Origin of the sequence: Cedecea sp. P7760, assembly GCF_013386425.1 — a bacterium.
Lineage (GTDB): Bacteria > Pseudomonadota > Gammaproteobacteria > Enterobacterales > Enterobacteriaceae > Cedecea > Cedecea selenatireducens.
The window spans coordinates 30724-43376 of record NZ_JACARU010000050.1 but is presented as its reverse complement, the minus strand read 5'-3'; the positions used below and the strand labels follow the sequence as shown (position 1 = coordinate 43376).

Here is a 12653-nt window from a genome sequence, read left to right as displayed (position 1 = left end):
TTGATAGATCCTAACTTAGCTTGAATTAGCCTGATTTCATTATCCGCAACTGGAATACGCACCCTATGAGCAAACCCATTGTGATGGAACGCGGCGTTAAATACCGCGACGCCGATAAAATGGCTCTGATCCCGGTTAAAAACGTGGTAACAGAGCGCCAGGAGCTGTTGAGAAAGCCAGAATGGATGAAAATCAAACTTCCGTCTGACTCAACCCGTATCCAGGGCATTAAAGCGGCGATGCGCAAAAATGGGCTGCACTCCGTTTGCGAAGAAGCTTCCTGCCCTAACCTCGCTGAATGTTTTAACCACGGCACCGCGACCTTTATGATTCTGGGCGCCATTTGTACGCGCCGTTGCCCATTCTGCGACGTGGCGCATGGCCGCCCGGTGGCACCAGACGCCAACGAGCCTGAAAAACTGGCCCAAACGATTGCCGACATGGGCCTGCGCTATGTGGTTATCACCTCCGTGGATCGCGACGATCTGCGCGACGGCGGTGCCCAGCACTTTGCAGACTGTATTCGTGCTATTCGCGAAAAAAACCCAACCATCAAAATCGAAACGCTGGTTCCGGACTTCCGTGGCCGTATGGATCGCGCGCTGGATATCCTGACAGCGACGCCGCCAGACGTGTTCAACCACAACCTGGAAAACGTGCCGCGCGTCTACCGCAACGTGCGTCCGGGTGCGGACTATAACTGGTCGCTGAAGCTGCTTGAGCGCTTCAAAGAAGCGCATCCGGATATCCCAACCAAGTCCGGCCTGATGGTGGGCCTCGGTGAAACCAACGAAGAAATCATTGAGGTGATGCGCGACCTGCGTCGTCACGGCGTGACCATGCTGACGCTGGGCCAGTATCTGCAGCCTAGCCGTCACCACCTGCCGGTGCAGCGTTACGTCAGCCCTGATGAGTTTGAAGAGATGAAAGCGGAAGCGCTGGCGATGGGCTTTACCCACGCGGCCTGTGGTCCGTTTGTTCGTTCCTCTTACCATGCCGACCTGCAGGCAAAAGGAATGGAAGTGAAGTAACAGTCGTCACACGGTAACAACCGTCACACATTGTTACGTTTAAACTGACGTCCATAAAAAAACCGGCCATCTTGAGCCGGTTTTTTATTTTGCAGCCGTCGGTCAGTCTTTGTGGACGATGCGTTCTGCAGGTGCTTCGGTATCGGACTTCTTGCCGTTGTCGTCTTCAGCCATCGCTTTCTTAAAACCTTTAATGGCAGAACCGAGATCGCCGCCCAGCGTGCGCAGCTTCTTGGTACCAAACAGCAATACGATCAGCGCGCCGACAACCAGCAGCTTAGTAATACTAATCTCTCCCATACCTACCTTCTTTTGTGATGCGTGCCGTGGCAACGGCGAATAAAAGACCTGATTGCATTAACGGACATTTGCCCGCGCGACACAATAGCAATCTGTAACAAGGTGAATCAAGTTTTGCTTAAAAAAACATCATAACATTTGAGGTACCGCAAAGCGTCGGTTGCTCAGCACAGGCAGCATTTGCCTTACCGCCGCCACCCGTTCTGGGGCAATCTCGGCAAAAATCAGCTCTGGTACCTCGGCTGCGGCGGCAACGGTTACGCCCAGCGGATCGACTATCCTACTCTGGCCGATATTTTTAGCCCCGCACTCCCCGGAGGCGACAACATAGCAGGTTGCATCCAGCGCTCTGGCGGCCAGCAGAGTCGCCCAGTGAGCCTCTTTATGAGGGCCTTTGAGCCACGCCGCAGGTAACACCAAAACCTCGGCTCCGTTTAGCGCAAGGCTCAGCGCCATCTCAGGAAAACGCAGGTCATAGCAGGTCATCAGCCCGACGTTCATTCCGGCCACCTTAATCAGGGGGGCGACGCGCTCTCCGGCATCCACCAGCCGGGATTCCTGCACGCTGAAAGCGTCATACAGATGAACTTTTTGATAGCTCGCCGCAACCTCACCGCCGCGGATGGCCAGCAAGGTGTTCGCCGCCCGCCCGTCGTGGGTAGGCACATGCAGCGTTAGCACCGTTGTCATGCCACTCTTCCGGCTTTCAGCCCGCAGCAGCTGTACATAGCCACCGTCCAGCGGCTGCGCTGACTTTACCGACATATCCGGGTCGTTGTCATCTCTGGCCATCACCGCCTCCGGCAGCACCAGTAAATCGGCCCCCTTCTGTGCCGCTTGCGCCATCAGCCGTACGCAGGTTGCCGCATTTTCCTGCCAGACGGGCCCCACCACAAACTGCCCTACCGCAACCTTCATATTCGCCTCGCCGCTCAAAGGATTAATTACAGCACATTGGGTATAAATCTCCCGGCCTGAACGCTACACTTTTCAGATTGCTGATGTTTAATAAGGATTAATCGTGATTCAGATGCTATTCGCCGTCTTTATCGGCGGCGGGACAGGCAGCGTAGCACGCTGGTTTCTTAGTATGAAGTTTAATCCCATACACATGGGGATCCCCATCGGGACGTTAATCGCCAACCTGACCGGGGCATTTATTATCGGTCTTGGGCTGGCGCTGTTCAGCCGCTTTAGCCACGTCGACCCGATGTGGAAACTGCTGATTACCACCGGCTTCTGCGGCGGTCTGACGACGTTCTCGACGTTTTCTGCGGAAGTGGTTTTGCTGCTGCAGGACGGGCGGCTTGCCTGGGCGGGTATGAACGTTCTGCTCAACCTTGCAGGCTCTTTTATTATGACCGCGCTCGCATTTTGGCTGGTTTCTCTCTTCGTCAGCCAATAAGCCCCACGGCGTTAATGTTAGCTTAATTTTTCTCTGTCACTATCCCGGCCATGTCTTTGGGGGAGAAGGCGATGAAAGAGCAAATTACCGGCTGGGCGAGCGTGCTGATAAGCGTGGCGATTGTGGGACTGTTTTTGAAATCGTATCTGTTTGCCTGAGCAATGACAGGCAAAAAAAAACCCGCCTTGGCGGGTTTTTATATTCCACTGGTAATGACTTAGATAGGCATTACGTTTGCAGCAGAAGGGCCTTTGGCACCGTTAGTGATTTCAAACTCAACGCGCTGGCCTTCGGCCAGGGTTTTGAAACCATTGCTCTGGATTGCAGAGAAGTGTACGAACACGTCTTTGCTGCCATCTTCCGGAGTAATGAAGCCGAAGCCTTTGGATTCATTAAACCACTTAACGTTACCTTTAATCTTAGACATCAAAATTACCTTTACATGAAAAAACGACACAAATGCTGTGTCGGGCATCAGTACAACAATTGTGGTGGCTTTTGTCCAGTCCAGAATTGCTAAAAAGTGATAAAAGTCGCTAACTTTTTACTAGCTTGCGGATTACACCTTGTTTTTTAAGGGGTATAGAAATCCTCAGTTTTCGCCTGCTTTTGGTCGTACAAAATCAGAACTGGAAGCGCAGCCAGGCAAAGTAGACGTTACCGTTATTATAGGTGCCGGGAATATAGGTCATCTGGAAAGTTGCCGGGCCATAGCCGATAGAAGCCAGCGGCAGCACCAGAGGCACGGGGATGTATTTCCAGTTGTCCCGCGCGGTCACGCCGACGGTATAACCCAGCCCCATATGGAAGTTATCGTCACTCAACGGTCGCCAGGTTTTTTCCCAGCCATAACCACCGATAGGTTCCCATTTGTTAAAGGAATCTTTAAACGCCATCAAATAGATGCCGTTCCAGTTACCGTCCTCATCCCAGCGAGACTGGCCAAAACCAGCGCCCCAGGGCCGCTCGTTATAGCGATCCGTTTTGTCTTTGTCATAGGCAAAGCGGGCGTGCCAGGTAATTGCCGGCACGTAAAGATCGTAATGCTCTGGCTCGTGCCAGGTTTTAGATACCTGGTCGGAGAAGGTCTCCCAGGCGTTGCTGAAAAAGCCGCCTTCCGCAGCGGCTGCAGCAGAGGTACTCACCCCAAGTGTGCAAACAAAAATCAAAATTGAGAACAGTTTATTCGTGTAAGTCACGTCGTTATTACCATATTAAAATTCGACTGGTACCTTACTGAATTATATCTCAATGAAAGCTAAATCAGCACATGAGTTGTAAAGAAAATTGTCCAGCATCTGCTGTCAATACGCTGAATTCCCAAATAACTATCAGACAATGATGAATAAACTTGCAAGCCGGAGCGCATAATTATAAACACTCCGGCTCATACACCTTATTTCCGCTTTTTAATAAGCATATATACCGCAGGGATAACCAGCATCGACAGCAGCGGCGCCGTCACCATTCCCCCAATCATCGGCGCGGCAATACGCCTCATCACCTCCGACCCGGTGCCATCGCCCCACATAATCGGCAGTAAACCCGCCATGATGGTGGCCACGGTCATCACCTTTGGCCTGACGCGCAAGACCGCCCCTTCATGAATAGCACGTCGCAGCATGCCGCCATCCTGCACCTCATCGGTTTTCTGATGTTTAATAAGCGCCTGATTTAAATAAAGCACCATGATCACGCCAAATTCAGCAGCAACCCCGGCCAGGGCAATAAAGCCAACGGCACCGGCAACGGACAGGTTATATCCCAGCAGATAAAGCAGCCATACGCCGCCAATTAATGAGAAAGGTAAAGTCCCCATAATTAATAATGCATCGGTCACTCGCGAGAAGGTGACATATAACAGTACGAATATGATTAATAAGGTAAAGGGCAACACAATTTTTAATTTCGCGGTCGCGCGTTCAAGGTATTCAAACTGCCCTGACCACGAAAGCGAAACGCCCTCAGGCAGCTTAACCTGCTCCGCAACTGCGCGCTGCATATCCTCCACGGCCGACTTCAAATCACGCCCACGAAGATCGACATAGATCCAGTTTGAAAGGCGAGCATTTTCGCTTTTCAGCATCGGCGGCCCTTCGGTGATGGAAATATTAGCCAGTTCAGAAAGCGCCAGCTGGCTGCCGTTAGCGGTGATAACGGGTAAATCACGCAGTTTTTGCAGGTTATCACGCAGCTCACGCGGGTAACGCACGTTGATGGGGAAACGTTCACGCCCCTCAATGGTTTCACCTATGTTCTCGCCCCCGATAACCGTGGACACCAGCGACTGCAATTCCTTCACTGAAACGCCGTAGCGCGCCGCTTTGCGACGATCGATGTCGATGTCCACATAGCGCCCGCCGCCCAAACGTTCGGCCAGCGCCGACGTGACGCCGGGCACCTGCTTCACCACGCGCTCAATCTGTTCCGCAACTGACTCGATGGCGGCAATATTATTGCCGTTCACCTTTATTCCGACCGGACTTTTGATCCCGGTAGCCAGCATATCAAGGCGGTTACGAATAGGCGGCACCCACACGTTGGCAATTCCCGGCACTTTGACCACGCTGTCCAGTTCGTTCACCAGCTTGTCCATGGTCATTCCCGGCCGCCACTGGTCACGCGGCTTAAAGCGAATGGTGGTTTCAATCATCGTCAACGGCGCAGGATCGGTGGCCGTTTCGGCGCGCCCGGCTTTGCCAAAGACGGTTTCCACTTCCGGCACGGTTTTTATCAGGCGATCGGTCTGCTGCAGCAATCGCCCTGCCTCACGCGTGGAAATACCCGGCAGCGTTGAAGGCATATACAGCAAATCCCCTTCGTCCAGCGGCGGCATAAACTCGCTCCCCAGCTTGCTTAGCGGCCAAAGCGTTGCCACCAGCAGCACCCCGGCCACCGCCAGCGTGGTTTTCGGCCTGTCGAGCACCTTTTCCAGCACGGGCTCGTAGGCCGCAATCAGCCAGCGGTTGATGGGATTGGCTTTTTCATCAGGGATCTTGCCGCGAATAAACCAGCCCATCAGCACCGGCACCAGCGTTATCCCCAGCCCTGCGGCCACCGCCATAGAATAGGTCTTGGTGAAAGCCAGCGGCGAAAACATCCTGCCCTCCTGCGCCTCAAGAGAGAACACGGGGATAAACGACAGGGTAATGATCAGCAGGCTACAGAACAGCGCCGGCCCCACTTCGACGGCGGCCTGCTGGGATATCTGCCAGTAATCCGCACTGCGTGGCTGCTCTCCCGGATGCTCGTGTCGCCACTGCTCAAGCACCTTGTGCATATTCTCAATCATCACTATCGCCGCATCGACCATCGCGCCAATGGCAATCGCTATCCCGCCCAGCGACATAATATTGGCGTTCACGCCCTGGTAATGCATGACGATAAACGCCCCGAGAATACCGAGCGGCAAGGTGATAATCGCCACCAGCGCGGAGCGGAAGTGAAACAGGAACAGCGAACAAATAATGGCCACCACGATAAACTCTTCCAGCAGCTTGTGGGAGAGCGTTTCTATCGCATTTTCAATCAGATGAGAGCGGTCATAAACCGGAACAATTTCAACGCCGGCGGGCAGGCTCTTCTGCAGCTGCGTCAGCTTGTCTTTTACCGCATTGATGGTTTCAAGGGCATTTTTGCCATAGCGCATGACGATAATGCCGCCTGCAACCTCGCCTTCCCCGTTAAACTCGGCGACGCCCCGACGGATTTCCGGCCCCAGCCTGACGGAAGCGACGTCAGAAAGCAGCACCGGCACGCCGTCGCGGCTGACGATCACCACCTGCTTAAAATCATCCAGACTTTTGAGATAGCCGGAGGTGCGAACCATATACTCAGCCTCCCCCATCTCGAGCACCGAACCGCCCCCTTCCTGATTGGCACTTTTTACCGCATTGATGACCTGCTCATGGGTTATATTCAGCGCCTTCATGCGCTGCGGGTCGAGCACAATCTGGTACTGACGCACCATGCCGCCCACGCTCGCCACTTCGGAAACGTTAGGCACGGTTTTCAGCTCAAATTTCAGCGTCCAGTCCTGCAGGGCTCGCAGATCGGCCAGGCTGTGTTTCCCGGTTCTGTCCACCAGCGCATACTCATACACCCAGCCTACCCCGGTAGCATCCGGCCCCAGCGAGGCTTTGGCTTCAGGCGGCAGCTGCGACTGCACCTGACTGAGGTATTCCAGTACCCTGGATCGTGCCCAGTAAGGATCGGTCCCGTCGTCGAACAGAATGTAGACATAGGAATCGCCAAACATCGAGAACCCACGCACCGTTTTAGCGCCCGGGACGGACAGCATGGTAGTGGTCAGCGGGTACGTGACCTGATCCTCAACGATTTGCGGCGCTTTGCCCGGATAGCTGACCCGCACAATGACCTGCACATCGGAGAGATCCGGGAGTGCATCAAGCGGCGCACGCTGTAGCGACCACAGCCCCCACGCCGCCATAATAATAGCAGCCAGCACCACCAGCAGGCGGTTCTTAAGCGACCAGCGGATAACGGCGGCAATCATTTGTGCGCCTCCGCCATCGGCATAAGATGAGTAATCACGGCGCCCTGTTCATCATCCATCGTGAAGCTGAACATCACCGCGTCCCCCGGCTTCAGGTTAGTCGGCGATTGCAGCGCAAACGGCATCACCATCGCCCCCCAGTTCAGCGCGGGAATAGGATGATGAGAAATGGTAATGGCATCCGCGCTCACCGCTTTTACCACACCTTCTCCGTCGTAGGTTTTCACCGCTGGCTGAGCTTTGGGCCGCGCGTCCGACTCCGGCAAAGCGCTGCGCAGGCTTGCCTCTGAGTCGATAAGGAACTGGGCGGAAGTGACCACTTTCTCCCCCTCATTCAGCCCGGAACGAATTTCCACCCAGCCTTTATCGCTGATGCCGGGCACCACGTTCACCGGGCGGAAATGGCCGCCCTCTTCGGCAACCAGCACGCGGCTTTGGCTCCCGGTTTCAATCAGCGACTCCTCCGGCACGGCCAGCACGGCGGCGCGCGGCTGCTGGTTCGCCAGACGAACGCTAAGGTACATGCCCGGCTTAAGTTTCATTTTGGGATTATCGAGGACGATACGAGCCTTCAGCGTGCGGGTGGTTGTTTCAAGGTTCGGCAGCAGCTCGCTTACCCGCCCATGGAACATCTCGCCAGGCCAGCTATCGGCGGTAGCCATAATCTCGCTCCCCGGCTGCAGGGCCTGAGCCTGCGACTGAGGGTAATCCACCACGATCCACACCGACTCGAGGCTTGCTACTTCGAACAGCGGCGCATTCGCGGTAACCTGCTGCCCCTCCCGCGCCTCAAGCTTATTCACATAACCGGCGAGCTTCGCGCGAACGGTAACGCGAGTTTGTGATTTACCACTGCGTTCAACCTGGCGAATCACCTCTGCGGGCATAAACTGCAGCTGTAATCGTTCTCTCGCCGCCGCGGTTAAAGCGCTGTCTCCCAACTTGCGCACGGCCAGATACTCCTGCTGCGCGGCGGTCCACTCCGGGAACCACAGCTGTGCCAGCGGCTCCCCGGCTTTCACATACTGCTGCGGCGCTTTGACATACAGCGTCTCAACAATACCGTTGGCGCTGGCCGGGATTATCTGCACGCTGCGTTCATCAAGCGTAACGGTCGCGAAGGCCGCAAACGGCACGCTCAGCGCCCTACGTTCAACGGCAGCCGTCTTAATACCCAGGTTCTGTTGCTGGCGATTACTGACCGTCACGCCGCCGTCGCTGGCTACTTCATCTGCATAACGAGGCACCAGCGCCATATCCATAAACGGCGATTTGCCAGGCTTGTCGAACCGCTGCCCCGGCACCATAGGATCGTACCAGTAAAGCACTTTACGCCCGCTCTCCTGCCGGGCCTGAGACTCTGGGTGTTGGTGAGAGGTTTGCTGCTTCTCGGCGTAATAACCTGCGGCCAGCGCGGCAACAACCGCCACCGCCAGCAGGGAAAAAGTGAGTGATTTTTTCATTAGTTAACATCCTGAGGCGTAAGGTAGCGAATCGCGGCCCAGTTGGTGGCAACGGCTTTTTCAGCGCTGCTGGCGGTAAGTTCGCTGTCCAGAAGATCCCGGCGGGCGGCAAGCAGTTCAGCCAGAGAAGACTGCCCGGCGCGATACTGTGACTCCAGCAGCGACAGGCGCTGGCGCTGAAGCGGCAAAGCCTGGTCCTGCTGACGCTGCCAGACGCTTTGCGCGGCCTGGTAATTCGCCACCAGCGAGTGAACCAGCGCAATACGTTCCCGGCGAGCAAGTGCTAACTGATCGTTCGCTTCCATCGCCCGTGAAACATCCGCAGAGTAGTCTTTGTCCTGCCGTTGAGGCTTAAATAGCGGAAGATCGACGGTAAACATCACGCCCGCCATATCGTCATAACCTTCGGCGCGGCGACCGTAATAAACCTCAACGCCAACGTCAGGTTTGGCAGCCACCGCAGACTGCGCTGATTTCGCGCGAGCAACGTCAGCTTCACGAGCGGCTTCAACCACCTCCGGATGCTGCATCACGCCCTCTTCAAGCACCTCAGGTGAGGCCGGTAATCGCTGGTAGCGAGGCAGCGCGCCGTTCACGCTGTCCACGGTCTGCCCGGTCAACTGCAGCAGCCGCGTTTGCGCCAGCGTGACATCACGTTCGGCAAGCGTGACCTTGTCCTGCATGGTGAGCAGCGTCATGCGGATATCCACCACGCCGGAGGCAAGCGAACTGCCGCTGGCAACGGTGGCTTTCTGGACGCTAACCTGCCGCTCGGTTTCGTTTACCAGCTTGCGAGCGGCAGTAAGCACTCGCTCAGACAGGGCGAGATCCAGCCACGCCTGCGCGGTATCACGCTGAAGGTTGGCGCGAATAACTTCGGCTTTTGCCTGGCTGCTGGCCGACTGCGCCAGAATGGTGTCCGCCTTGCGGTCGCGTTTCTCCTCGCTGACGTAATCCTGCATGATGCCGATGCGCTGCATCGTCATTCCGTCCCGGCTAAAGCGGTGATTATTGCTGCCCTGCACCGGCACGTTTTCAATACCAAACTTCAGCTTAGGGTCGGGCAACTGGCGGGCAGAGTCGGCCATCGCGTTTAGCGCGTCGCTCTGGTTACGGTTGGCGGACAGCGCCGCAGAATAGTGTTCGGCGGCCAGCAGAGTCTGTTGCAGGCTGAACTCTGCCGCCTGAGCGGCAGAGACAGACGCAGTCAACAGCACCCCGCTAAGCCAGAGGCTCAGGGTGTGTCGTTTCATGGCAACCTCGGTTATTTAAGCGGGGTTACGGAAACCAGCTGATACCCGGCTGCATGCCGGGCGAAAGAGAAAGCAATCTTCTCCCCCAAGGCTAACGCAGGCAGCGAACCGTCTTTCGGCAAAGCGAACGTCATGGTCATGGCTGGCCAGCCAAGCCCGGCGACGGGGTGATGGGCAATAGAGACCGTATCGGCGGTGATTTTCTTCACTACGCCTTCGGTTTTGTAGACCTGAGCAGAAGGGACGGCATCAGAAGACATCGACATGCCTGGCATATCGGACATCCCCTTCATGGAGGACATATCGTGAGAAGTTTCAGCGGAAAAAGCAGGGAAAGCGGCAACAACAAGCAGCGCACAGGCCGCAGCAGAACGAATAGCGTTAAACATAATTTATCTCCAAAAACACGGTCAAAGGGAAACAGGGCTAAGCCCCAAAGCATTGACGGTGCTGGAGTTATTCTCTAAAACGGCAAAAACGAATGGTTGCCGGGGGTCCTGTTGCTGGAGGTGTAGCGTAAGGCGTGGATTCAACGGCCGTTGAGCACTGAGGCGCAATTAGCGCGAGCGAGTCGGTAACCGGTAAAGCCACCGGGGAACTGTGCCCGTTGTCTTTTTGCATCGCATCAGGCACACAGTGCTTTTCGCACAGCGGATTGCTGAGTTTCGCCTGCATCGCCTTATCAGGCATCTGCATCGAACCTTCATGTTGGGCTACCATTGGGCCAGCGGTCATATCCACCGGACAATCGTAAGAGGCTATCGCCACCTGACTGTTGACAAAAAACCAGCCCAACGCCAACAGCAGCATCAAAAGATGCTTTCTGATAAAGCGCCAGCGGCCTGTCGACCAGAGGGAGGTGTGCAGCATAAAAACCCCGACATGAAAGTGACCGGCAGTATAAGCAGCAGTACATCGCGTTTTAAAGCGTTTTTTAAATGCTTTACGAAAAACTCCATCACTAACAAATCAGCAAAATAATTATTACTTCCGCGCAACGAATTGCCGGTTTTACCCACAATTTTCGTGCAACTTTTATTCTCTCTTTTTCATCATCACCTTCAATAAACGTAATGCAGCCTGCAAAACCTTTATCTAAAGTTGATCCGTTGCAATCAAAATTGATGTTCATCAGAAACTCTAAACGGGTTCTGAGGCAAATTCTTAGCCCTTTACAGTCGGCTGTAAAAAAACACTTTTTAATTTTCTGAAAGAAAACCTTTTTTAGCGGCAAGCGTAAGGACGCCGAAGAGCGCCTTAACGCACCTGGGGATATCATGCTTACAATTCTGGAACTGATTATTGGAGTGGTGGTGATTGTGGGCGTCGCCCGCTACATCATCAAAGGCTACTCGGCCACCGGCGTACTGTTTGTCGGCGGCTTATTGCTGCTTATCGCCAGCGCGCTGATGGGGCATAAAGTGTTGCCAGCCAGCGCAGAAGGCACCGGCTACACCGCTACGGACATTTTTGAATACGTCAAAATCCTGCTGATGAGCCGCGGCGGCGACCTCGGCATGATGATCATGATGCTCTGCGGTTTTGCCGCCTACATGACCCACATCGGCGCCAACGATGTGGTGGTCAAGCTGGCGTCTAAGCCCCTGAAGTTCATCAACTCGCCTTATTTACTGATGATTGCCGCCTACTTCGTCGCCTGCCTGATGTCGCTGGCGGTCTCATCCGCAACCGGCCTTGGCGTACTGTTAATGGCAACGCTGTTCCCGGTCATGGTCAACGTCGGCATCAGCCGCGGCGCTGCGGCGGCCATCTGTGCCTCTCCGGCGGCCATTATTCTGGCCCCGACCTCCGGCGACGTCGTGCTGGCGGCGCAGGCTTCAGAAATGTCGCTGGTCGATTTCGCGTTTAAAACAACGATTCCTATCTCCATTGCGGCCATCATCAGCATGGCGATTGCGCACTTCTTCTGGCAGCGCTATCTCGATAAAAAAGAGCACATCACCCACGAAATGCTGGACGTGACTGAAATTCAGACCACCGCGCCCTCTTTCTACGCCCTGCTGCCGTTTACGCCGATCATCGGCGTGCTGATTTTCGACGGCAAATGGGGCCCGCAGCTGCATATCATTACCATCCTGGTGATTTGTATTCTGATTGCCGCCCTGATTGAGTTTTTCCGCAGCTTCAATACCCAGCACGTCTTCTCCGGTATGGAAGTGTGCTACCGCGGCATGGCGGATGCTTTCGCCAACGTGGTGATGCTGTTGGTTGCCGCCGGCGTATTTGCCCAGGGGCTGAGCACCATCGGCTTTATTCAAAGCCTGATCTCAATTGCCACCTCGTTTGGCTCGGCGAGTATTATTTTGATGCTGGTGCTGGTCGTGCTGACCATGCTGGCGGCCATGACCACCGGCTCCGGTAACGCACCGTTCTACGCCTTCGTTGAAATGATCCCGAAACTGGCCCACTCTTCCGGCATTAATCCGGCTTACCTGACCATTCCGATGCTGCAGGCCTCCAACCTTGGGCGCACCATTTCCCCGGTGTCCGGCGTCGTGGTTGCCGTCGCAGGGATGGCAAAAATCTCACCTTTTGAGGTGGTAAAACGCACATCTGTTCCGGTTGCCGTCGGCCTCATCGTGGTGATTATCGCCACGGAGATTCTGGTTCCTGCTGCGGCGATCGTTCACTAAAAGGCGCTCGCCTTCGCTAAAAGCGCCTGCG

The 12653-nt window shown here is 55.2% G+C and carries 13 protein-coding genes; 3 read left to right on the top strand and 10 right to left on the bottom strand.

The annotated features are described in order from the left end of the window. The first annotated feature begins 65 nt into the window (after positions 1-65). Positions 66-1031 (top strand): lipoyl synthase, encoded by a 966-nt coding sequence (gene lipA / locus HX778_RS16850; RefSeq protein WP_038474741.1) that lies wholly within the window; start codon positions 66-68, stop codon positions 1029-1031. A gap of 102 nt (positions 1032-1133) precedes the next feature. Here lipA and tatE read toward each other — a convergent pair whose 3' ends face one another. Beyond that, complete coding sequence (gene tatE / locus HX778_RS16845; protein ID WP_038474744.1) at positions 1134-1331, bottom strand: twin-arginine translocase subunit TatE; 198 nt, start codon at positions 1329-1331, stop codon at positions 1134-1136. Between the two features lie 129 nt (positions 1332-1460). Continuing rightward, the gene (locus tag HX778_RS16840) at positions 1461-2249 is read right to left on the bottom strand and encodes a deaminated glutathione amidase (protein WP_176982600.1); all 789 of its coding nucleotides are present in this window, start codon (positions 2247-2249) and stop codon (positions 1461-1463) included. 103 nt (positions 2250-2352) lie between these two features. Between HX778_RS16840 and crcB the strand changes: the two genes are divergently transcribed. Then, the gene (crcB, locus tag HX778_RS16835; protein WP_038474751.1) at positions 2353-2736 is read left to right on the top strand and encodes a fluoride efflux transporter CrcB; all 384 of its coding nucleotides are present in this window, start codon (positions 2353-2355) and stop codon (positions 2734-2736) included. Positions 2737-2953: 217 nt separating this feature from the next. On the opposite strand, the gene cspE is transcribed toward crcB, so the two are convergent. From cspE to HX778_RS16795, 8 genes are all read right to left on the bottom strand, one after another. Beyond that, positions 2954-3163: a transcription antiterminator/RNA stability regulator CspE gene (gene cspE, locus HX778_RS16830; protein WP_004100146.1), complete on the bottom strand. Its 210-nt coding sequence runs from the start codon at positions 3161-3163 to the stop codon at positions 2954-2956. Positions 3164-3359: 196 nt separating this feature from the next. Then, on the bottom strand, positions 3360-3935 hold the full coding sequence (gene pagP, locus HX778_RS16825; RefSeq protein WP_052048975.1) for a lipid IV(A) palmitoyltransferase PagP: 576 nt from the start codon (positions 3933-3935) through the stop codon (positions 3360-3362). Positions 3936-4132: 197 nt separating this feature from the next. Next, complete coding sequence (locus HX778_RS16820) at positions 4133-7252, bottom strand: efflux RND transporter permease subunit (RefSeq protein ID WP_176982599.1); 3120 nt, start codon at positions 7250-7252, stop codon at positions 4133-4135. Continuing rightward, on the bottom strand, positions 7249-8715 hold the full coding sequence (locus HX778_RS16815; protein WP_176982598.1) for an efflux RND transporter periplasmic adaptor subunit: 1467 nt from the start codon (positions 8713-8715) through the stop codon (positions 7249-7251). The genes HX778_RS16820 and HX778_RS16815 overlap by 4 nt, the downstream gene beginning before the upstream one ends. Further along, complete coding sequence (locus HX778_RS16810) at positions 8715-9968, bottom strand: TolC family protein (protein WP_176982597.1); 1254 nt, start codon at positions 9966-9968, stop codon at positions 8715-8717. Before HX778_RS16810 ends, HX778_RS16815 begins: the two co-directional genes overlap by 1 nt. Before the next feature lie 11 nt (positions 9969-9979). Next, positions 9980-10357 carry a copper-binding protein gene (locus HX778_RS16805; protein WP_176982596.1) on the bottom strand — a complete coding sequence of 126 codons (378 nt, stop codon included), beginning with the start codon at positions 10355-10357 and terminating at the stop codon, positions 9980-9982. A 67-nt stretch (positions 10358-10424) separates the two neighbouring features. Continuing rightward, positions 10425-10838: a DUF2946 domain-containing protein gene (locus HX778_RS16800; protein ID WP_326979644.1), complete on the bottom strand. Its 414-nt coding sequence runs from the start codon at positions 10836-10838 to the stop codon at positions 10425-10427. A 91-nt stretch (positions 10839-10929) separates the two neighbouring features. After that, positions 10930-11100, bottom strand: coding sequence for a hypothetical protein (locus HX778_RS16795; RefSeq protein ID WP_176982595.1), 171 nt, complete (start codon positions 11098-11100; stop codon positions 10930-10932). Positions 11101-11245: 145 nt separating this feature from the next. Between HX778_RS16795 and dcuC the strand changes: the two genes are divergently transcribed. After that, the gene (gene dcuC / locus HX778_RS16790; protein ID WP_038474767.1) at positions 11246-12622 is read left to right on the top strand and encodes an anaerobic C4-dicarboxylate transporter DcuC; all 1377 of its coding nucleotides are present in this window, start codon (positions 11246-11248) and stop codon (positions 12620-12622) included. The last annotated feature ends 31 nt before the right edge of the window (positions 12623-12653 follow it).